This window comes from Caulobacter sp. BK020 (assembly GCF_004342605.1).
GTDB lineage: Bacteria > Pseudomonadota > Alphaproteobacteria > Caulobacterales > Caulobacteraceae > Caulobacter.
The window spans coordinates 24542-45416 of sequence record NZ_SLZL01000028.1; the positions used below are offsets into that span (position 1 = coordinate 24542).

Consider the following 20875-nt stretch of genomic DNA (forward strand, 5'->3'; position numbering starts at 1 on the left):
TCCACTTGCGTGTCGTAAGCTCAGACTTGAGCCAGATTCAACGGATGGCCGTCGTACTCGAACGGACTGTCGAAGGCCGAAAGCAGCGGCAACGCCTGATCCTTCGCCGAGAGCGTCGCTCCCTGGGCAGGCAGCGGCCAATCGATGTTCAGCGCGGGATCGTTCCAGACGATTCCGCCGTCGTGTTCAGGGGAATAGACGTCCGAGACCTTGTAGGCCACCTCGGTATCGCCCTCGAGCGTGACAAAGGCGTGGCCAAATCCAATCGGCACGAACAGCTGGTGGCCGTTATCGGCGGTCAGCTCCGCACAGACATGATGACCATAGGTTGGGGACCCTTTTCGCAAGTCGATAGCGTAGTCGAGGATACGACCTTTGACGCAGCGCACGAGCTTGGCTTGAGCACGAGGCGGTCGCTGAAAATGGATGCCGCGGATAGTTCCCGAATATTTCGAATAGGATTGATTGTCCTGGACGAACGTAGAATCGATGCCCAAGGAAATCATTTTCGGCGCGTTGTAGGTCTCTGAAAACCATCCTCGATCATCTTCGAACCGACGAGTTTTAACTACACACACGCCAAGTGTCATATTTTCGTCCCATATCTCAACGGCGCCTGGCCGCCGTTCGCCGCATTGCATTGCAACATCGGCGTTATTGGGTCAAGCGGTGGCATGAACGAAGGGATTTTGAGACTTGAATTGTCTAATCACGCCTCAGAATCCGTGACAGGACCGCGAAACTTGCGGCATTTGGTGGTATTTTCATAAAGCCAAGCTTCAGCCGTGGAAATATAGCATGAGGGAAGCTGCGCCCGCCCTACCCGATCTGAGGCGAAAAGGTCCACGTCGAGCCCGTGGAACAGCTATGCCTTGTCATATTCCTCTTAGACCGGCATTGGCCTAGGAAGTTGAAATCCGTCGCCCGGGAGATGGCGGCGGACGCGGAGCGAGCATCTTGGGTCAAACCATCCTCGTAGCGGGCGGCGCGGGCTATATCGGCGCGCACACCTGCCTTCGACTGGCCGAGGCCGGATACACGCCTGTCGTCTACGACAACCTGTCGAACGGCTGGGAGTCCTTTGTGCGGTGGGGTCCGCTGGAGATCGGCGACATCCGCGACGCCGCGCGGCTGGACGCCGTCTTCGCCAAACACAGGCCCGTCGCCGTCATTCATTTCGCGGCCTTCATCGAGGTCGGCTTTTCGATCGCCGAGCCGGGCGCGTTTTATGAGAACAATGTCGGCGGGACATTGACCCTGATCGAGGCGGCCTGCCGGGCTGGTGTCGACAAGCTGGTGTTTTCCTCCACCTGCGCCACCTATGGGGCGCCGGTCTATGTGCCGATGGACGAGAAGCATCCGCAGGCCCCGCTGAACCCCTACGGGCGCAGCAAGCTGATGGTCGAGCAGATCCTTGAGGATCTGGGCCGCTACAAGGGCTTCCGCTCGGTGGCCCTGCGCTATTTCAACGCCGCCGGCGCCGATCCGGAGGGCCGAATCGGCGAAAAGCACGAGCCCGAAACCCACGCCATTCCGCTGGCGATCGCCGCCGCCCGGGGCGAGCGCGACAAGTTCATGCTGTTCGGCGGCGACTACGACACCCGCGACGGCACCTGCGTGCGCGACTACATCCACGTGCTGGACCTGGCCGACGCCCACGTGCTGGCCCTGAAGTGGCTGCTGGACGGCAAGGACAGCGCGGCCTTCAACCTGGGCACCGGCACGGGCACTACCGTGCGCGAGCTGGTCGGCGGCATCGAGCGGCGATCCAACCGGCCGTTCCCGCTGGAACTGGCCGAGCGCCGGGCCGGCGACGCTCCCACCCTCGTGGCTGACAACCGCAAGGCCCGCGAGCAGCTGGGCTGGACGCCGCGCCATGATCTGGACGCGATCATCGAGCACGCCTGGGCCTGGCACGCCAATGGCGCGCTGGACCTCAAGCGCTGATCGTTCCCGAGGCAGAAGCTTGGTCTCGCCGCCGCCGACCGTATCAACATTGACGCATTTGGCGGCTACACACCGCCTCCGCCGATCCCCCGCCGGGGGCGACATTGTCGCCTCCCGCGGCGAGCCATAGGGTTTTTGTCATGCATAGCCGCGCCGGCCAACAGGCCCGTCCCGAAGACCTGGTCGACCTGAACGCCTTGCTCAAGGCCTATGACGAGATCCATCCGGACATCTCGCGGGTGGACCAGCGGGTGACGTTCGGCACCTCCGGCCATCGCGGCTCCAGCCTGGACGGCGCTTTCAACCAGGCTCACATCCTGGCCATCAGCCAGGCGATCGCCGAATACCGCGCCGCCGCGGGAATCACCGGACCGCTGTTCCTGGGCCGCGACACCCACGGCCTTTCGGAGCCGGCCTGGCGCACGGCGCTGGAGGTGCTGGTCGCCAACGGCGTCACGGTGATGGTCGATTCGCGCGACGGCTTCACCCCGACCCCGGCGGTGTCCCACGCCATCCTCAAGCATAATCGCCTCGCGCCAGGGTCGGCCGACGGCGTGCTGATCACCCCGTCGCACAATCCGCCGCGTGACGGCGGCTTCAAGTACAATCCGCCCTCGGGCGGTCCCGCCGGCTCGGACGCCACCACGCCGATCGCCGCGCGCGCCAACCAGCTGCTGAAGGACGGGCTGGGCGAGGTCCGGCGGATTCCGTTCGAACGGGCCCGGGCCGAGGCGGGCGAGTACGACTTCCTGGCCCATTATATCGACGACCTGCCCAGCGTGCTGGACTTGGACGCCGTGCGGCGCGCTCGCGTCCGAATCGGCGCCGATCCGCTGGGCGGGGCCGCGGTCGCCTATTGGGGCGAGATCGCCGACCGGCATGGGCTGGACCTGACCGTCGTCAACGACAAGGTTGACCCGCGCTGGGCGTTCATGCCGCTCGACACCGACGGCAAGATCCGCATGGACTGCTCGTCGGCCTGCGCCATGGCCAACCTGATCCACACCATGCAAGGCGGGGCCAAGTTCGACGTGGCGATCGGCAACGACGCCGACGCCGACCGCCACGGCGTCGTCACGCCCGACGGCGGCCTGATGAACCCCAACCACTACCTGGCCGCGGCCATCGCCTATCTGTTCAGCCATCGTCCGCGGTGGGGCGCCGATGTCGCCGTCGGCAAGACCCTGGTTTCGTCCTCGATGATCGACCGCGTGGTCGCCAAGCTGGGCCGCCGCCTGCTGGAGGTTCCGGTCGGCTTCAAGCATTTCGTGCCCGGCCTAGTGGACGGCGGCGTCGGCTTCGGCGGCGAGGAATCGGCCGGCGCCGCCTTCCTGCGCCAGGACGGAACCGTCTGGACCACCGACAAGGACGGCCTGCTGCTGGGCCTGCTGGCCGCCGAGATCCAGGGCGCGACCGGAGCCAGCCCCAGCCAGCTCTATGCCGACCTGACCGTCGAGCATGGCGCCCCCGCCTATGCCCGCATCGACGCTCCCGCTTCGCGCGAGGAAAAGGCGCGGCTTGCCTCCCTCAGCCCCAGCGACGTCACGGCGGGCGCGCTGGCCGGCGAGCCGATCGAGCGGATCCTGACCACGGCGCCCGGCAACGGCGAGGCGATCGGCGGCCTCAAGGTGGTGACCAAGAACGCCTGGTTCGCCGCCCGCCCCTCGGGCACCGAAGACGTCTACAAGATCTATGCGGAGTCGTTCCTGGGTCCGGACCATCTGAAGGAAGTCCAGGACGAGGCCAGGAAGGTGGTCGCCGGCGCGCTGGCCGGCTGACCGCCGCCTGCGACACCATGACCCGGGAGATGAACGAAAGCTAAATTGCCGGTTAAGGGTCTGTCCGCACTTTGGAGTCTAGTCTGGTTTCATCAGAACCAAGGTTAGTCTCATGGCTTGCTTCACTCTCCGTCCCTCGGACCGCTCGGAATTCGATTCGTTGCTCGGCGAACTGGCCACCCAGTTCCCCACCGCGCACGTCGAGGCCGCCCACAACGACAACTGGGCGTCCTACCGTGTCGACATCTCGTGCGACGCGCCTTGGGAAGGCGACCTGACCGCCTGGCTGCAAAGCAAGCACGCGGACTGTCCGCGCACCTGATCCGAGCTACTGGCTGGCCCACAGGATGCGGGCGATCCAGACCACCTCGGCCAGATCCAGCGTTCGGCCCCGGCCCGTCCGGTCCAGCGCAGCCAGCTCGACGCTGCGGGCCGTGACCCGGGCCAGTTCCTGGACCAGCAGTTCGCCGCCCGTGGTCCGCACCACCACCCGGTCGCCCCGCCGCGGCTCCACCGACGGCGAGACCAGAATGCGGTCGCCGTCGCGAAAGACGGGCGCCAAGGCGTCGCCGGCGATCTCCAGGGCATAGACGCCCTCGTCGGCCAATCCCGGAAAATCGATTTCGTCCCAACCGGCCCCAAGCGGCGCGCCAGTCTCGTCGAAGACACCCTCGGCCGTGGCCTGGGCGAACCCGATCAGCGGCACCGCCCGCGGATTGGGTTTGGGGGCCCGCTCGGTCAGGGCCGCGAACTCCGAAAACCCGACCCCTGTCGCCTCAAGCACCTTGGCCAGGCTCTCCGTCGACGGCCAGCGCGGCCGCGACTCGCCCTCGCCGCGCTTGGAGCGATTGAAGCTGGTGGGATCCAGCCCCGCCATCTTGGCCATCGCCGAAGGGCTCATGTCGAACCGCTTGGCCAAGGCGTCGATCGCGGTCCAGATTTCGGTGTGCGACAGAGACGACATGGCTGGCTGCATCCTGGCCGTAGACCCGGAAAATATGCCCCAGCCTTAGGAAAGTAAACCTAATCGCCCGCGATCAAGTTGACGTTTACGTAAACGTTGACGGCGGATTGTCCCAGGCATATGGTGATCGGCGATAACCAACCGGCTCGGCCGCAGAAGTCGGGCCTGCCCAGGGAGGGTTCGAATGTTGGCCGACCTGCGACGCCCAGAGCGCACCTTTACAATCCGCCAGCTGTGCAACGAGTTCAAAGCTACGCCGCGCGCCCTGCGCTTTTACGAGGACAAGGGTCTTCTGACGCCCGCGCGCGAAGGCCTGAACCGCGTCTATTCCCACAAGGACCGCGTCCGCCTGCAACTGATCCTGCGCGGCAAGCGCGTGGGCCTGTCGCTGTCGGAAATCCGCGAACTGCTGGACCTTTATGACGAGAACGACGACGGCGCGGCCCAGATGGCCCGGTCGCTGAAGAAGTTCCGCGAGCGCGCCGCCGCGCTGGAGCAGCAGCGCGAAGACATCGACGGCGCCTTGATCGAGCTGCGCGAAGCCTGCGCCCGCCTGGAAAAGCGCCTCGCCGAAATCCGCCCCGACCTTCTGCCCCGCGCCGCCGACTACGACCAGGTGCTGCGCGCCCGGCTCGATGGTCACCAGGACGCCGCGCTGGGCAAGTAGACCCAAGCTCCGCGCCGTTCCTTCAAGACCGAAACAATGCGCGGAGGTCACTTCTTTCCTCCCCCCCATTCCGATCCGACTGACCAGGACCGCTTCATGACCTACCAGCCGCCCGTTCGCGACCACGCCTTCATCCTGCGCGACGTGCTCGACATCGACCAGCACAGCGCCCTGCCCGGCTTCGCCGACGCGCCGTTCGAGACCGTCGAGCAGATTCTCGAAGCCGCCGCCCAGTTCACCGGCGAGGTCCTGGCCCCGCTGAACCACGTCGGCGACAAGCAAGGCTGCGTCTGGAACCAGGACTTCACGGTCAAGACGCCGGACGGCTTCAAGGACGCCTACAGGCAGCTGTGCGAAGGCGGCTGGACGGGCCTGGGCTCGGATCCCACCTATGGCGGTCAGGGCCTGCCCCACGTCGTCAACCTGTCGTTCAGCGAGATGTCGAGCTCGGCCAACATGGCCTTCTCGATGTATCCGGGCCTGGCCCACGGGGCCTATTCGGCCATCCACACCGGCGGCACGGACGAGCAGAAACAGACCTACCTGCCCAAGATGATCTCGGGCGAGTGGACGGGCACCATGAACCTGACCGAGCCGCATTGCGGCACGGACCTGGGCCTGCTGCGCACCAAGGCGGTTCCGCAGGCCGACGGCAGCTATCGCATCACCGGCCAGAAGATCTGGATCAGCGCCGGCGAGCACGACATGTCGGACAACATCGTCCACCTGGTGCTGGCCCGCATCGAGGGCGCGCCGGCCGGGGTGAAGGGCATCAGCCTGTTCATCGTGCCGAAGTTCCTGCCCAAGGCCGACGGCTCGGTCGGCGAGCGCAACGAGGGCGTCAAGTGCGTCGGCCTTGAAGAGAAGATGGGCATCCACGGCAACGCCACCTGCGTGATGCAGTATGACCACGCCCAGGGCTGGCTGATCGGCGAGGAGAACAGCGGCCTGAAGCTGATGTTCGTGATGATGAACGAAGCCCGGCTGGGCGTGGGCCTGCAAGGCATCGCCCAGGCCGAGGCCGCCTACCAGGCCGCCGTCGCCTTCGCCAAGGACCGCCTGCAGGGCCGTTCGCTGACGGGTCCCAAGAACCCGGACGGCCCGGCTGACCCGATCATCGTCCACCCGGACGTGCGCCGCATGCTCCTGGAGAGCAAGGCCCTGATCGAAGGCGGCCGCGCCTTCCTGTTCTGGACCGCCCTGCACGGCGACCTGGCCCACCACCACCCCGACGAGGCCGTGCGCGCCAAGGCCGAGGACTATATGGGCCTGATGACGCCGGTGCTGAAAGGCTACCTGACCGACAAGGGCTTCAAGATCTGTTCGGACGCCATGCAGGTGCACGGCGGCAGCGGCTTCACCGAGCACTTCCCGGCCAGCCAGTACCTGCGCGACGTCCGCATCGCCCTGATCTACGAAGGCACCAACGGCGTCCAGGCCCTGGACCTGGTCGGCCGCAAGCTGGCGGCCAAGGGCGGTCGCGGCGTGATGACCTTCTTCCAGGAGATCGACCAGTTCGTCGGCGAGAACGACGGCGACGTCGAGCTGAAGCCGTTCATCGAGGCCCTCGCCGGGGTGAAGGCCCAGCTCCAGGAAGGCACGATGTGGCTGATGCAGAACGGTCTGCAGAACCCCGACAACGCCGGCGCGGCCTCGACCGACTACATGCATCTCTTCGGCCTGACGGGCCTGGCCTACATGTGGGCGCTGATGGTCAAGGCGGCCAACGCCAAGATCGCCGCCGGCTCGACGGATCCCTTCTTCACGACCAAGGTCGTCACGGCCCGGTATTTCATCGAGCGCATCCTGCCCGACGCGGGGGCGCACCTGGCCAAGCTGAAGACGGGTTCGGAAACGCTGATGGCCCTGCCGGCGGAGGCCTTCTGACCATGGGCGGGCTCGAAGACTCTATCGCGAGGACGCTCTAGCCATGCTGCTTGAAGCCGCCGTCGTCCTGTGCCTGACCAACGCGACCGACACGGCCGCGCACGGACTGGTGCACGACGGCCGCTTCAAGACCACCTCGGCCAAGTTGTCGGGGACCAGCCTGACCTATCGCGAACCCGTGGCGGAGACGCCGTTCCCCGTCGTCGCCGCCGGCCAGACCGGCTGCGCCACCTTCGACACGCTGGCCTTGGCCAAGCCGCAGATGGTGATCTGGTCGGGCCAGCCGGCGGCCGCCGGCGACCTGCCCGCCGACCGCCATGGCGACGCCCTCTGCCGGTCGACCGCGCCGCCCCAGCCCGGCCAGCGAGTGAGGTTCATCTATCGCAAGAGCCTGTTTGGCCGGCTGACCTGCAAGGAGACCCGCTGATGCTGATCGCCGTCGCCTCGCCGCCCGCCCAGGTCGCCGCCGACAGCCGCTCGGCCGTCGTCTGCGTTCGCGCCGCCGGCCCGCGCCCGCTGTTCTTCACCGGCAAGCTGGTGTCCAAGCGGCCCGGCTCCAAGCCACCGGGAGACTTCGAACTGCCGCTGAAGGCCAATGCCGACCAGTGCAACACCCTGCTGCGCTCGAAGGTGGCCGACTGGACCCTGTCGGTGACCACGCCGGGGTTCAAGGCCTGCGCCCTGCCGCCGCCGGAGTTCGGCTATCGCGTGACCTACAGCGCCAAGGCCACCGCCCGGGGCCTGGCCTGCGCGCCCATCGCCAAGTCGCCGATCGGAAGCTGGAAGTGATCCGGCCCCTAGGCCTTGTTGACGCTGTTGGCCTTGATCTGGGCCGCGCCGCGCGCGTCCAGGTCCTGGCGCGTGGCCTCCAGGCTGAGCGGCCCCAGCAGGGTGGCGTTGACGGCGTCCATGCCGGGCGCGGCGACGCCGGGCTTGCGGGCGATCAGGTAGCGCAAGGAGAGGCGCTCGTTGTCGGCGGCGTCGGGCTGCGTGCCATGCAGGGTGCAGGCGTGCCACATGGCCGCGTAGCCGGTCTTGCCGGTCAGCAGGTGCTGGCGGGTCTGGATCTCGTGGCCGCGTCCGTCGCGGTACAGCCATCCGGTTTCCCCTTCGCTCGTGGGGTTCTTGGTCAGGTCGTGCGGGAACAGCGTCCCGCCCAGCTTGTGGCTGTCCTCCAGCAGGAACAGCGGGGCGTCGTGCGTCCCCACGTCGTGCAGATAGACGTACAGGGTGATGAAATCGGCTTCCCGGTCCTTGTAGTCGATCAGGTCCTGGTGGAAGTCGATGCCGTAGAAATAGGTGATGTCCCGGAACGGGGCCTTCACATAGGCGCCCAGGTTGTTGACCGGATTGCCGGCGATGCGGGCCTTCAGCCAGTCGGGCACGACGCTGGCCGGCACGCCGCAGATCAGCTTCTTGAGCAGGATCTCGTAGCCGTCGCCCAGCAAGGCCGTGAGAGCCGCGACGATCGCCGGGTCGTTCTCGACGAAGGCCAGGTCGCCCTCGAACCGCTCCAGCAGATTGCGGCCGGGGGCGGGGTTGACGCCGATATATTGCGGATCGGCGTCGAACTCGGTTTCCGACAGGAAGAGGTCCGCGTCGAACGTCCGCAGCGCGCGGATCTTGGCCAGCAGGGCGCTGGCCGCCGCAGGGTCCACGCCGCCGCCGAACACATGATAGCCGCGCGCGATGAAGTCGCTCACCGCCGGGTGGGCCACGTCCGTCGCGCGCTCGGCTGCCGTCATCGTCCTGATCTCCAAACCCCCGGAATCAGACGCTCTTTTGGTTAACGAACCCTCCAAGCCTATACAGGAAGGAGCCATTAAATGGCCGACGCTTACATCTTCGACGCCGTGCGCACGCCGCGCGGCAAGGGCAAGAAGGACGGGTCTCTGCACGAGATCACCGCCCTGTCGCTGGCGACCCAGGTTCTGGAAAGCCTGCGCGACCGCAACGGCCTGGACACCTCCAAGGTCGACGACGTCGTCCTGGGTTGCGTCGCCCCGGTCGGCGAGCAGGGCAGCGACATCGCCCGCACCGCGGTGCTGACCGCCGACTACGCCGAGAGCGTGGCCGGCGTGCAGATCAACCGCTTCTGCGCCTCGGGCCTGGAAGCGGTGAACATGGCCGCGGCCAAGGTCGCTTCCGGCGAAGCCCAGCTGGCCATCGGCGGCGGCGTCGAGAGCATGAGCCGCGTGCCCATGGGCAGCGACGGCGGGGCCTGGCCCACCGACCCGTCCTCGGCCTTCAAGACCTATTTCGCCCCGCAAGGGGTCAGCGCCGACCTGATCGCCTCGCTGTACGGCTTCAGCCGCGACGACGTCGACGCCTACGCGGTCGAGAGCCAGAAGCGCGCCGCCGCCTCGTGGGCCGACGGCCGCTTCAAGAACTCGGTGATCGCCGTGAAGGACCAGCTGGGCCTGACGATCCTGGACCACGACGAGACCGTGCGTGGGAACACCACGATGCAAACCCTGGCGTCGCTGAACCCGTCGTTCCAGGGCATGGGCGACATGGCCTTCGACGCGGTGGTCACCCAGCGCTATCCGCAGGTGGAAAGGGTCAACCACGTCCACCACGCCGGCAACAGCTCGGGCATCGTCGACGGCGCCGCCGGCGTGCTGATCGGCACCAAGGAGATGGGCGAGGCCCTGGGCCTCAAAGCCCGCGCCCGGATCAAGGGCGCGGCGTCGATCGGCAGCGAGCCCTCGATCATGCTGACCGGACCGTCGCTGGTCACCGAGAAGCTGCTCAAGAAGCTGAAGATGGAGGTCAAGGACATCGACCTCTACGAACTGAACGAAGCCTTCGCCGCGGTCGTCCTGCGCATGATGCAGGCGCTGGACATCCCGCACGACAAGATGAACGTCAACGGCGGCGCCATCGCCATGGGCCACCCGCTGGGCGCCACCGGCGCGATGATCCTGGGGACCATGGTCGACGAGTTGGAACGCTCGGACAAGGAAACCGCCCTGATTACCCTGTGCGTCGGCGCCGGCATGGGCACCGCCACCGTCATCGAACGCGTCTAACCGCAACAGCTGCTCCCCCTCTGGGGGAGCTGTCGCGGAGCGGCTGAGGGGGTTGCGGCCCCCTCCACCGCTTCGCGGTCCCCCTCCCCCAGAGGGGGAGGACCTAGAGGAAAAGAATCATGGAAAACTTCAAGATCGAGGTCGACGGCGACGGCATCGCCCTGGTCACCTTCGACGTGCCCGGCCGCACGATGAACACCCTGACCGCCTCGGTGATCCGCGAGATCGGCGAGGTGGTGGAAACCATCAAGTCCGACACCGCCATCAAGGGCGCGGTGATCACCTCGGGCAAGACCACCGGCTTCTGCGCCGGCGCCGACCTGGGCGAACTGGGCGGCTCCGAAGGCTTCGCCGGCGACCTGAAGGCCGCCTTCGACGCCGGCTTCGCCCTGAACAAGGCCTTCCGCGCGCTCGAAACCGGCGGCAAGCCGGTCGCCGCCGCGATCAACGGCCTGGCGATGGGCGGCGGCCTGGAAATGACCCTGGCCTGCCACTACCGCGTGGTGGCCGACAATCCGAAAATCCAGCTGTCGCTGCCCGAGGCCAAGGTCGGCCTGCTGCCCGGCGGCGGCGGCACCCAGCGCCTGACCCGCCTGATGGGCGTGATGGCCGCGGCCCCCTTCCTGCTGGAAGGCAAGTCGATGAAACCGGCCGAGGCCCTGGGCTTCAAGGTCGTGCATGAGGTGGTCCCCGCCGACCAGGTGGTCGAGGCGGCCAAGACCTGGGTCAAGACCAAGGGCGACCCGGTCGCGCCGTGGGACAAGAAGGACTTCAAGATCCCCGGCGGCGGCCCCTACACGGCCAGCGGCAGCCAAGTGTTTATCATGGGCAACGCCATGCTGCGCAAGCAGACCTATGGCAACTATCCCGCCCAGCTGAACATCATGAAGGCCGTCTACGAGGGTCTGCAGGTTCCGTTCGACGCGGCCATCCGCATCGAGACCCGCTACTTCCTCAAGACGCTGATGTCGCCCCAGGCCAAGGGCATGATCCGCACCCTGTTCCTCAGCCTGCAGGAGCTGGGCAAGGGCTCGGGCCGCCCCGCTGGCGTGCCGCACTACGACGTCAAGAAGGTGGCCGTGCTGGGCGCCGGCATGATGGGCGCGGGCATCGCCTACGTCCAAGCCATGGCCGGCATCGAGACCGTGCTGATCGACCAGACCCAGGAAGCCGCCGACAAGGGCAAGGGCTATGCCGAGGGCCTGGTCAAGAAGGCCGTCTCGCGCGGGAAGATGACCCAGGAGAAGGGCGACGCCATCCTGGCGCTGATCCATCCGACCGCCGACTACGCGCAGGTCAAGGGCAGCGACCTGGTCGTCGAGGCCGTGTTCGAGAACCGCGACGTCAAGGCCGAAGTGACCCGGAAGGCCGAGGCCCAGCTGGCCGACACCGCGATCTTCGGCTCCAACACCTCGACCCTGCCGATCACGGGCCTGGCCAAGGCCTCGGTCCGCCCCGCCTCGTTCATCGGCATCCACTTCTTCTCGCCGGTCGACAAGATGGGCCTGGTCGAGATCATCATGGGCGAGGAGACCTCGCAGGAGGCCCTGGCCAAGTCGATCGACTATGTCCTGAAGATCAAGAAGACCCCGATCGTCGTCAACGACAGCCGCGGCTTCTACACGTCGCGCTGCTTCGGGACCTTCGTGCAGGAGGGCATGGAGCTGCTGTCCGACGGCTACGCCCCGGCCATCATCGACAATGTCGGCCGGGCCACCGGCATGCCGCGCGGTCCGCTGGAGATGCACGACGACGTCGCGCTGGACCTTTCCTACAAGATCGCCCAGCAGACCAAGAAGGACCTCGGCGACAAGTACGAGGAGCGCCCTTTCACCGCGATCATCGAAAAGATGGTCGAAGGCGAGGGTCGCTATGGCCGCAAGAACGGCAAGGGCTTCTACGACTATCCGGAGAACGGCCCCAAGGTGCTGTGGAAGGGCCTGTCCGACCTGGCGCCGGTCAGGATCGCCGAGGTCGACAAGGTCGGCATCGAGGAGATCCGCACCCGGCTGCTCTATCGCCAGGCCGTGGAAGCCGCCCGCTGCTTCGAGGAGGGCGTGATCACCGATCCGCGCGAGGCCGACGTCGGGGCGATCCTGGGCTGGGGCTTCGCGCCCTGGACGGGCGGGCCGATCAGCCTGATCGACGGCGTGGGCGCGGCCGAATTTGTTAAGGCCTGCGACGCTTTGGCGCAGAAGTACGGCGCGCGCTTCTCGCCGCCACAATTGCTGCGCGACATGGCCGCCAAGGGCGAGACCTTCTACAGTCGATTTGGCGCTAAGGAACGGATCGCAGCCTAACCCACTTACCGATTTCGCACTTTGGAAAGGGCTCGTCGATTAAGGCGAGCCCTTTTTATTTAAGTCTACATGTGGATAGATGCCTTATAAATCGCCGTTATGGTCCGGATACAACGACTTGATCCGAGAATTTTATCGCGTTTAGTTGAAGATATGCTTATGGCGTATAATTGTATAACAATTGAGAATTCATAGATCGTCCCACCTGGGCTTTATTCCCTGCAACACCTTTACATTTTCCTGCTTCCAGGAAGATCCCCTCCAGCGGATGCTCGATCCACCAGGACGGGGCCCGGACGTTGGCGTTTAAGACAGGGTCCGCCGCAGAGCGGCGGGTTCACCGGCTCAAAATCCAATCCTCGGCAGCCGGAGATCATTGGATCAGGTTTGCTGCAGCGCAAAAAACAAGCGCTTTAGTCTGTGACACCTCCCGTCGCATGTAACGACTGACAGCGTCTTGACTGCGGTGTCTTCAAGGAGGCTTCGCTCACAAGCAGATGATGCGACAAGAAGAGAGTAGGCGCTCAGGAATTCTTGTCGACGAAATACACCATCATTGATTGCATTTTTAAGTAACATGGGACGTTTTGTCGCACTATATGTTTATAAATCGCCGTTATGGCAAAATGCCCAATTTTTATACTTGAGCCTACATTATCCAAGAAGCACCACTGTACCACTCGTTAACCAATGAATGCTGATCTCTCCTCGCCACGGAGAGACACATGACTCGCTACTTCACAGCCAAGGGCGTCGAACTTTTCCTTTCGGCGGCGCCAAACAGTTGGCCAGCTCATAGCTCGGCCAAGGAAACTCAAGTCGGAACCGCCAACAACGATGTCTTCCAAGGCTCGGGCGGCGATACGCTGATCGGCGGCGCGGGCGACGACACCTATTACCTGTGGGACAAGGGCTCGACCGCGGTCGAGTACGCCGGCCAGGGTATCGACACCGTCGACGCCCGGTTCTGGGGTCCGGTGACCCTGGCGGCCAATGTCGAGAATCTCCTGCTGAACTCCGCGGGTTCGACCGCCGGGACCGGCAACGCCCTCAACAACATCATCATCGCCGGCACGGTTGGCGCGACGCTGAACGGCCTGGGCGGCGACGACGTCCTGGTCGGGGGCGCGCAGGGCGACCTGTTCAAGGTGGCGGCCGGCAACGGCTCCGACGCCATCCTGAACTTCAAGCCCGGCAGCGACGTCATCCAGCTGAGCGGCTACGGCGTCACCAGCTTCGCCCAGCTCCAGACCCTGGCCACCCAGAGCGGCGCCGACGTCAAGCTCAGCTTCGCCAACGGCGAGAGCCTGGTGATCCGCGACACCGCCCTGTCCAGCCTCACCGCCTACGACTTCGGCCTCAAGGCCGATCCCGCCGCCATTCCGGCCGGCTATTCCCAGCTGACGGGTCCCGGGGCGGCCTACACCGCCCACGGCTGGTACGTGCTCAACAACGTCTGGAACCCCGGCAGCCTGGTCTATGGGACCGACTACACGATCGACAGCGCCTATAGCGCCGCCGACATGACCTCCAAGACCACCTTCAACTGGTCGTTCCCGGTCACCACCGACTCGGCGCACACGATCCGCGCCTATCCCGAGGTGATCTTCGGCCCGGCCCCGATGAGCGGCGGTCACAAGGCCAGCGACATCACCACCGTCCTGCCCGCCCAGGTCAGCAGCCTGACCGCCCTGACCGCCGATTACGACGTCAGCTACAAGGGCAACACCGGCGGCTTCAACGTCGCCTTCGACATCTGGCTGACCGACACCCCCAACGGCGGTTCCGACACCGTCACCACCGAGGTCATGGTCTGGGTGCACAAGGGCGACTTCGACGCCTTCGGCACGCAGGTGGGCACCTATTCCAGCGGCTCGGTCACCGGCAAGATCTACGCCTCCACCAGCGGCAGCTGGACCTACACCGCCGTCGTCCTCGACCAGGACACGCCCAAGGGCCAGATCGACATCGCCGGGATCCTCTCCACCCTCAAAGGCCTGAACCTCGTCTCCTCCAGCGACTATGTCGCCTCGGTCGAACTGGGATCCGAAGTGGTGTCCGGGGCCGGATCGCTGACCATCAACAACCTGGACCTCGACGTCCAGACCCGGGGCGTCGACGGCGCCTTGACCACCATGCACGTGGAGGGATCCAACGTAACCACCACCGTCACCCAACCCCCCGCGGAGCAACCCGCGGAACAGCCCGCGCCGCAGCCCGACATCTCAGGCGACGACAGCGTCGTCTACGACGGGACAGCCTCGACGGTGCAAGGGGGCGACGGCCACGACACCCTGGTGCTGCACGTCGCCGCCACGGTCGATCTGTCGGCCACGGCCGACCAGATGGTCGGCGGCGCCGTCGTGACCGGCTTCGAGGACGTCGACGCCTCGGCCGCGACCGGCGCCGTCTCGCTCACCGGCGCTGCCGACGACAACCTCCTGACCGGCGGCGCCTACGCCGACACCCTGTCCGGCGGCGACGGCGCCGATACGCTGCGCGGTCGCTCGGGCGACGACGTCCTCGACGGCGGCAACGGCAACGACATTCTCGACGGCGGGGCGGGCGTGGACAAGGTCCAGGGCGGAGCCGGCGACGACAAGGTCGTCTACGACGCCAGCGATTCGGTCATCAACGGCGGCGCCGGGCGGGACACGCTGATCCTCAAGGTCGGCGCCACGGTCGATCTCGGCACGTTCACGACCAACCAGGTCACCAGCGGCTCGGCCTACGTCTCGGGCTTCGAGAACCTCGACGCCACCGGCGCCAGCGCCGGCGTCACGGCGACCGGCTCGGAGTTCGCCAACACCCTGGTCGGGAGCGCCTTCGCCGACAAGCTGGCCGGTGGGGCGGCGTCCGACGTCCTGGCGGGCGGGGCCGGCGCCGATCTGTTCGTCTTTGGCCCGTACAACGCCGGCGACGCCGACCGGATCACCGACTTCTCGACGAGCCAGGGCGATCGCATGGACCTGTCGGCCATCGATGCGGTGGCCGGCGGCGTGGACGACCCCTTCACCTATATCGGCCAAGAGACCTTCCATCACGTCGCCGGTGAACTCCGCTACGCGTCGGTCTCGGGCGGCGTCATCGTTCAGGCCGATGTCGACGGCGACGGTCTCACGGACTTCTCCATCCAGCTTTCGGTGACGTCGCTGCACAGCACCGACTTCATCCTGTAGCCGAGCCTAGAGCAAATCGCGCGATATCAGGAACCGCACAATTTGCTTTAAGCTTTTGTTTTAGCATATCTTTTACGAAAAACCGGCGTCCATTTTCCGCGCGATGTTCCAGCCGCGCGCGCGGCCGTCAGGCAAGTTCCATGACACCGCCGGGTGCGCAACCCGGCGGTGTCTTTCGTTGGAAACGTCAGGCGCAGACGACGAGCCCACCGCCTAAGACCATACATTGGCGCAAAGAACCGAGAATATACTTAATGACTTTTAAACCTTAGATATAGTCCAGGCGTTAATCTCGACATGGGAAATCAGTAGAGCCCTGAAACTGATCGGTCTCAGGCCAGATCACAGTACGGATAACTGAGATGACGACTATCACTTCGGGCCATGACCTGGTCGCGATGTCGCCGCCCCCGAAAGTCCGGGTGAACTGGATTCGGATTGGCTTCGTCTTGCTGAACGTCGCCGCCTGGGCCGGCCTTGTCGCGGGTGTCCGACTGCTCGCCTAATCGCCACCGCGAGCGGCTGATCGGCTTGGTTCGCCAAACCGAAACTCACGCCGGCTTGGCCCCGTCCGCGCAAGGACGCCCCGGTCTCGTCGAGGCTGGTCCAGCCGAAATCCGCCCCCCGGCCGCGAAAGTCGCCACCGCCTTCCGTGCGCCGCCTGCCCGCCGCTGATCGTATTTGGCCGTCGGGATCCCGCCGAAGCCGCCCTTGGCCGTGAACGTCGGTTCGTGTTTTCACGACATCGGCAACGACCCAAAGGCGCCGCCGCCTCGGTCCTGCCCAACTTTCCCGCAATCCCAGACCGGCTCATGCGAAGGCGCCAAGCTGCCGCGCGCAGGCTGGCGCGCCAACGTGTTCTGAGCGACAACCAGCCGCGCCGCGAGGCGTTCGATCACGGCCGGGAACCAGGAGCGGTGGAAGAACATGTCTACGCTCGTCGACAATCCGTCGCGCCGCTGGATGCTGCAACGCGGCGCGGCGGCCAGCGGGGGCCTACTGGTCAGCCTGAGCCCGTCCGCGGGCCAGACAGTGCAGCCGCGAATGGGGCAGCCCCTGCATCCCGTGTCGCGCGAGGCGTTCGGCCTGCATCTGGTCGGGGTCGCGGGGTGGGACCAGGGAAATGGCCCCGGCAGGAACACCCCGCTCAACACCTTCGGCTGCCGGTCGGTGCGGGTCTGGGACACCGGGGCCACCTGGCGGCGTATCGAGGGACGCGGCAAGGGCGACTTTGACTGGTCGCGGCTGGACGCCGAGATGGCGGTCTGGACCAAGGGCTTCGACGACATCCTGTTCTGCCTGGGCCAGGCCCCGGACTGGGCCTCGACGCCCCGCCGCGGCGGCAACGATTCGTGGAACCCGAACGCGCCGAACAACAGCCAGGACGCGGCCGATTTCGTCACCGCGCTCCTGCGCCGATACCCGCAAATCACCGGGCTGGAACACTGGAACGAGCCTGACAAGCGCGCCCAGTTCTATAGCGGCACCGTCGAGCAACTGGCGCAGATCAGCATCGCCCAGGCCCGCGCGGCGCGCGCCGTCCGGCCCGGCGTCGTCCTGGTGGGCGCGGCGCCGCAATCCTTCGGCGACCGCGGAGACTATCTGCGCCGCTACCTGCGGGCGTTGAAGGCCGCCGGCGGGGCCGACGCGATCGACGTGGTGTCGGCTCACACCTACGTCATGCCGCGCCAGCCCGAGCAGATCGGCGTCCTGGCCGAGCTCCTGCGCGGGGTCGCCGACGACGCCGGCTTCGACCTTCCCCTATGGTCCACCGAGTTTGGCTGGGGCGGGATCAAGAACGCGCCGCAAGCCGGCGGCTTCGCCGACGCCGCGACGGGCGCCAAGGTCGCCGCCGCGGGCGCGGTCATGGCGCAGGACCAGGCGGCGTCATACATCGCGCGCTCCTACCTGGTGTCGTTCGCCTGCGGCCTGGCGCGCCAGTACTTCTACGCGGTGGACAAGCCCTTCTCGGCCCTCCGGCTGATCGATTTCTCCAACAAGGCCAGGGTCCTGCCGGCCGGTCAGGCCCTGACCTATCTCGCCGGACTGCTGGAGGGCGGTCAGATCTCGTCCCTCTGGTCGCAGGACGACCTGCGCGGCGTCGAGTTCGCCTCGGTCGACGGCCGGCGCGGTCAGGTCTTCTGGTGTCTCGACGGCCGGCAAGCCTACGTCGATCTGACGCGCTTCAAGACGGTGCGGTCGGTCACGGGCGGCCTCGCCCAGCCGCCGTCCCCGCACTATCTGGTCACGGATTCTCCGGTGTTCGCCTTCGCCTGAGAGCTGCACAGCTAGCAAGCATCCGCGAACGAGCGCCGTCCGAGACGCATTCGTTTCAAGCTCGACTTCTCGCGGCCATGGTCCCGCCGCACCGGGCCGCTAGGGCTTGATCGGGTGAGATCGAGCCTATCCTTGACGCGCCCCGCCACCGACCCGGCTGGATCGACCTCGTCGCCCGGGCTCATCCCGAGGGACGTCAGGGAGACCGCCATGCCCGCGACAAGGCCGTCCGGCCGGCGACCGCGACGTCGCCTGGTGATCGGCGCGGCCTCGCTGGCCTTTCATGGCCTGCTGGGATGGGCGCTGCTCAAGGCCGTGCCGGCGCCGCCCGTCGTGGTCGAACCGCGCAGCGTGGTGGTCGAACTCCTCACGCCCGACCGGCCCCATGCGGCGACACGACCGACGCGACCCGCCGCCTCGTCCGCGCCGCTGCACGTCCCGACGCCGCGCCCCGTCCCGCCGTCCGTATCGCCCATCGCGCCTTCGCCCTTGCCCGCCGCCCCCAGCGCGCCGGGGAGCATCGTCGCCCCGCCCGGCTTCACCGCCCGGGGAACCCTGACCGGCGGCGGCGAGGCCTTGCGTCAGGCCGCGCGCCAGAGCGGCTGCACGGAGGCCGATATCGTCAAGCTGACCAAGGCCGAACGCGACGTCTGCGCCGAGGCCCTGGGGGCCAGGCACAAGAACGGTCCGGCGCTTTACGCGGCGATCGACCCCGACAAGAAGGCGGCCTTCGACGGCGACTGCAAGAAGGACGACGACTGGTGCCTCTACCGCACCGGCAAGGGCCCCTATCCCGGCCTGTTCGCCCTGGGCAGGAAGAAGAAGATCAAGGGCTGGGACTGACGGTGGTCCGACGGCGTCGATCAGACAGCAGTATCCATCAGACAACAACACGTCCGGAAGCCCTGATTGTTTCCGCTCACCTGTTGCCGCCAAACGGAGACGAGTTGCAGTTAGGCCGACAGCACTGGCCGGTGGTTGACTTTGCATCTCGACGGCCATAGGCGGTCCGGGATAGTTTTGGCTCCGTCCTTGTGGGACGGCGGACTGATCTGGAGGCCGACGGCGAACGGCTGGGCGGACAGGCTCAAAAAGGCGGACGATAATCGAACCACACCTGCTCCATGTCGGACACGAAAAGGTGCCGGTCCTGATTGTCGACAATTATGTCGCCGACCTTGACGCGATTGTCGGTCGCGCACGCGCTCTGTCTCCCTACCCGCAAGCTCCAGGGCCATACCCAGGTGAGCGCCATTTCATTACACCGGGCGACAGCCTGATGGCTGATTACATCGGTCCCATGCTGAACACCTTGGCGCCCATTATCAGCGATGCGTTCGACGCGGACATTTTGGGGGCCACATCGGCGTCTCTGTCAAAGGTCACGACACGCCCCGAAAACCTCACGAGGTATCAGAGCCACCCGCATTTCGACGACACCAGTGGCCAGATGATCGCCATTTTGCACTACCTGACCCCTACCATGGGCACCGCCCTCTACCGCCATCGCGCCACCGGATTGGAGCGCATAACCGAAGATAAGCTCCAATATTATTTGGCATCGATAGCGCATCTTGGGGCCCGCGAAAGTTATATATGCGGATCAAATGACGAATATGAAATGACCGCCGAAATCACCGGGCGCCGCGGCAGAATTGTTGTTTACCCAAGCAATGCCCTTCATTCCGGAATGATTCCTCCCGATCATTTCACGGACCTGGGATGCCAGGAACGACTGACGACGAACGTCTTCATTCGCCTCGCATAGCCCCGCGGGGCGGATGGGCGCAATCGCAATTCCCGCGGCGGCGCTGCCGGCCTAGGGCGACTTGGCGCCTAGCGTGAAAGCGGCTCTCCCCTCCGCCCCTTGAAGCCGATATCGGGACCCACCAGGCGCCTTGGGAAGGTGGTGCCGCTTACAGGACTCGAACCTGTGACCCCCTCATTACGAAAGAGACGACACGCTCAGAATACCCTTTTAAATCATGTGTTTAACTGGCCGAATTTTACGGCCGGACCATCGCTCTACCGGTCCCTATCGGGATTTTCGTCCGCCTTTCGATCCGGTCTAGCTTTCGGCAGGACTAAGGATGGTGACCGGATCGCGGAGCATCGCACTAAACTGTCGGAAGAGGTTTCGGAATCCTGCCCAAAGCCACCCCTTGGGTTGGGGCCGGTCTGCCGGCTAGGGGTAGCCCCCGGAACTGCATTCTGGGCGCACCTCGACCGCACCTCAGTAAAAGTCGGGTATGGGTTGAGAGTGGCAACTTCTAGTGAGGCGGCAGCAGAGCAGATCGGGGCCAGTTGGCAGGGCGGTAGCGGGCTTCGGCTGGCCTCAGTAAAAGTGGGGTATGGGTTGAGAGAGACGGCTCTTACGAAGTTGGCTGGCGGACGCGAGGCCAAGCCACGCTTGTCGAGGGAAACAGCCATCATGGCGACGACTACAACATCGTGCTTGCCAAGGGCGGGATTTACACGGCCTCGCACATGGACAGCGTCCGTTTGCGAAACGAGCATGTCGTTCAACGTTTTTTCGATCGCGCTCCCGACCACGTCATCCAGTTAGAGATTTTCACGGGCATGCGAGACATGGTCGAGTTTGACGCCGACCTCGTCACCAAGGCGATCAGTCGCCGCCTGAACATGGAGTTCGACTGGAAGCGCCGCCCCCACGCTGTCGGCACCTGCCTGACCTACGGTCACGTTGCCTTCTCGACCTCGCCCTGGGATACGGTCGACGAGTTCGTGGTGACGTGACCCCCTGAAACTCCTCCAGAAATAACTAGAGTCCGCCCCGATCAAAGGACGGACGAATGAAGCGATCACGGTTCACGGAAGAGCAGA

The 20875-nt window shown here is 65.7% G+C and carries 17 protein-coding genes; 14 read left to right on the forward strand and 3 right to left on the reverse strand.

From position 1 onward, the window contains the following. Positions 1–20: 20 nt before the first annotated feature. On the reverse strand, positions 21–590 hold the full coding sequence (gene rfbC / locus EV278_RS22295) for a dTDP-4-dehydrorhamnose 3,5-epimerase (protein ID WP_132096178.1): 570 nt from the start codon (positions 588–590) through the stop codon (positions 21–23). A gap of 367 nt (positions 591–957) precedes the next feature. On the opposite strand from rfbC, the gene galE reads away from it, so the two are divergent. From galE to EV278_RS22310, 3 genes are all read left to right on the forward strand, one after another. Further along, positions 958–1947, forward strand: a complete 990-nt coding sequence (galE, locus tag EV278_RS22300; protein ID WP_132096180.1) for a UDP-glucose 4-epimerase GalE — start codon at positions 958–960, stop codon at positions 1945–1947. Between the two features lie 140 nt (positions 1948–2087). After that, positions 2088–3725 (forward strand): phosphoglucomutase (alpha-D-glucose-1,6-bisphosphate-dependent), encoded by a 1638-nt coding sequence (gene pgm, locus EV278_RS22305; protein ID WP_132096182.1) that lies wholly within the window; start codon positions 2088–2090, stop codon positions 3723–3725. Between the two features lie 112 nt (positions 3726–3837). After that, positions 3838–4047 (forward strand): hypothetical protein, encoded by a 210-nt coding sequence (locus tag EV278_RS22310; protein ID WP_056760923.1) that lies wholly within the window; start codon positions 3838–3840, stop codon positions 4045–4047. 6 nt (positions 4048–4053) lie between these two features. Here EV278_RS22310 and EV278_RS22315 read toward each other — a convergent pair whose 3' ends face one another. Next, a complete protein-coding gene (locus EV278_RS22315; protein WP_132096184.1) occupies positions 4054–4689 on the reverse strand; it encodes a helix-turn-helix transcriptional regulator in 636 nt (211 codons plus the stop codon). A 187-nt stretch (positions 4690–4876) separates the two neighbouring features. On the opposite strand from EV278_RS22315, the gene EV278_RS22320 reads away from it, so the two are divergent. The 4 genes from EV278_RS22320 (at position 4877) to EV278_RS22335 (ending at position 8032) form a co-directional block, all read left to right on the forward strand. After that, positions 4877–5356 carry a MerR family DNA-binding transcriptional regulator gene (locus EV278_RS22320; protein WP_132096208.1) on the forward strand — a complete coding sequence of 160 codons (480 nt, stop codon included), beginning with the start codon at positions 4877–4879 and terminating at the stop codon, positions 5354–5356. Between the two features lie 96 nt (positions 5357–5452). Then, entirely contained in the window at positions 5453–7243 is a 1791-nt protein-coding gene (locus tag EV278_RS22325; RefSeq protein WP_132096186.1) for an acyl-CoA dehydrogenase C-terminal domain-containing protein, read from the forward strand. 43 nt (positions 7244–7286) lie between these two features. After that, positions 7287–7670 carry a hypothetical protein gene (locus EV278_RS22330; protein WP_132096188.1) on the forward strand — a complete coding sequence of 128 codons (384 nt, stop codon included), beginning with the start codon at positions 7287–7289 and terminating at the stop codon, positions 7668–7670. Continuing rightward, positions 7670–8032 carry a hypothetical protein gene (locus tag EV278_RS22335; protein WP_132096190.1) on the forward strand — a complete coding sequence of 121 codons (363 nt, stop codon included), beginning with the start codon at positions 7670–7672 and terminating at the stop codon, positions 8030–8032. Before EV278_RS22330 ends, EV278_RS22335 begins: the two co-directional genes overlap by 1 nt. Positions 8033–8040: 8 nt before the next feature. Here EV278_RS22335 and EV278_RS22340 read toward each other — a convergent pair whose 3' ends face one another. Then, on the reverse strand, positions 8041–8988 hold the full coding sequence (locus EV278_RS22340; RefSeq protein WP_132096192.1) for a phytanoyl-CoA dioxygenase family protein: 948 nt from the start codon (positions 8986–8988) through the stop codon (positions 8041–8043). Positions 8989–9069: 81 nt separating this feature from the next. Here EV278_RS22340 and EV278_RS22345 point away from each other — a divergent pair, with 81 nt between their 5' ends. The 7 genes from EV278_RS22345 to EV278_RS24130 all read left to right on the forward strand — a co-directional run bounded on the left by EV278_RS22345 (position 9070) and on the right by EV278_RS24130 (position 20788). Then, complete coding sequence (locus EV278_RS22345) at positions 9070–10275, forward strand: acetyl-CoA C-acetyltransferase (RefSeq protein ID WP_132096194.1); 1206 nt, start codon at positions 9070–9072, stop codon at positions 10273–10275. A gap of 119 nt (positions 10276–10394) precedes the next feature. After that, positions 10395–12575: a 3-hydroxyacyl-CoA dehydrogenase NAD-binding domain-containing protein gene (locus EV278_RS22350; RefSeq protein WP_132096196.1), complete on the forward strand. Its 2181-nt coding sequence runs from the start codon at positions 10395–10397 to the stop codon at positions 12573–12575. A 725-nt stretch (positions 12576–13300) separates the two neighbouring features. Further along, a complete protein-coding gene (locus EV278_RS22355; protein ID WP_132096198.1) occupies positions 13301–15754 on the forward strand; it encodes a hypothetical protein in 2454 nt (817 codons plus the stop codon). A 927-nt stretch (positions 15755–16681) separates the two neighbouring features. After that, entirely contained in the window at positions 16682–18031 is a 1350-nt protein-coding gene (locus EV278_RS22360) for a glycosyl hydrolase (RefSeq protein WP_132096200.1), read from the forward strand. 210 nt (positions 18032–18241) lie between these two features. Further along, the gene (locus tag EV278_RS22365) at positions 18242–18874 is read left to right on the forward strand and encodes a hypothetical protein (RefSeq protein ID WP_132096202.1); all 633 of its coding nucleotides are present in this window, start codon (positions 18242–18244) and stop codon (positions 18872–18874) included. A gap of 298 nt (positions 18875–19172) precedes the next feature. Beyond that, the gene (locus EV278_RS22370) at positions 19173–19799 is read left to right on the forward strand and encodes a DUF6445 family protein (RefSeq protein ID WP_207905546.1); all 627 of its coding nucleotides are present in this window, start codon (positions 19173–19175) and stop codon (positions 19797–19799) included. Between the two features lie 821 nt (positions 19800–20620). Further along, on the forward strand, positions 20621–20788 hold the full coding sequence (locus EV278_RS24130; RefSeq protein WP_165916746.1) for a hypothetical protein: 168 nt from the start codon (positions 20621–20623) through the stop codon (positions 20786–20788). Positions 20789–20875 lie beyond the last annotated feature (87 nt).

Coding starts and splice junctions, on each gene's coding strand:
- rfbC (WP_132096178.1), bottom strand. CDS start 590: ATGACACTTGGCGTGTGTGTAGTTAAAACTCGTCGGTTCGAAGATGAT.
- pgm (WP_132096182.1), top strand. CDS start 2,088: ATGCATAGCCGCGCCGGCCAACAGGCCCGTCCCGAAGACCTGGTCGAC.
- EV278_RS22310 (WP_056760923.1), top strand. CDS start 3,838: ATGGCTTGCTTCACTCTCCGTCCCTCGGACCGCTCGGAATTCGATTCG.
- EV278_RS22315 (WP_132096184.1), bottom strand. CDS start 4,689: ATGTCGTCTCTGTCGCACACCGAAATCTGGACCGCGATCGACGCCTTG.
- EV278_RS22325 (WP_132096186.1), top strand. CDS start 5,453: ATGACCTACCAGCCGCCCGTTCGCGACCACGCCTTCATCCTGCGCGAC.
- EV278_RS22330 (WP_132096188.1), top strand. CDS start 7,287: ATGCTGCTTGAAGCCGCCGTCGTCCTGTGCCTGACCAACGCGACCGAC.
- EV278_RS22335 (WP_132096190.1), top strand. CDS start 7,670: ATGCTGATCGCCGTCGCCTCGCCGCCCGCCCAGGTCGCCGCCGACAGC.
- EV278_RS22340 (WP_132096192.1), bottom strand. CDS start 8,988: ATGACGGCAGCCGAGCGCGCGACGGACGTGGCCCACCCGGCGGTGAGC.
- EV278_RS22345 (WP_132096194.1), top strand. CDS start 9,070: ATGGCCGACGCTTACATCTTCGACGCCGTGCGCACGCCGCGCGGCAAG.
- EV278_RS22350 (WP_132096196.1), top strand. CDS start 10,395: ATGGAAAACTTCAAGATCGAGGTCGACGGCGACGGCATCGCCCTGGTC.
- EV278_RS22355 (WP_132096198.1), top strand. CDS start 13,301: ATGACTCGCTACTTCACAGCCAAGGGCGTCGAACTTTTCCTTTCGGCG.
- EV278_RS22360 (WP_132096200.1), top strand. CDS start 16,682: ATGTCTACGCTCGTCGACAATCCGTCGCGCCGCTGGATGCTGCAACGC.
- EV278_RS22365 (WP_132096202.1), top strand. CDS start 18,242: ATGCCCGCGACAAGGCCGTCCGGCCGGCGACCGCGACGTCGCCTGGTG.
- EV278_RS24130 (WP_165916746.1), top strand. CDS start 20,621: ATGGTCGAGTTTGACGCCGACCTCGTCACCAAGGCGATCAGTCGCCGC.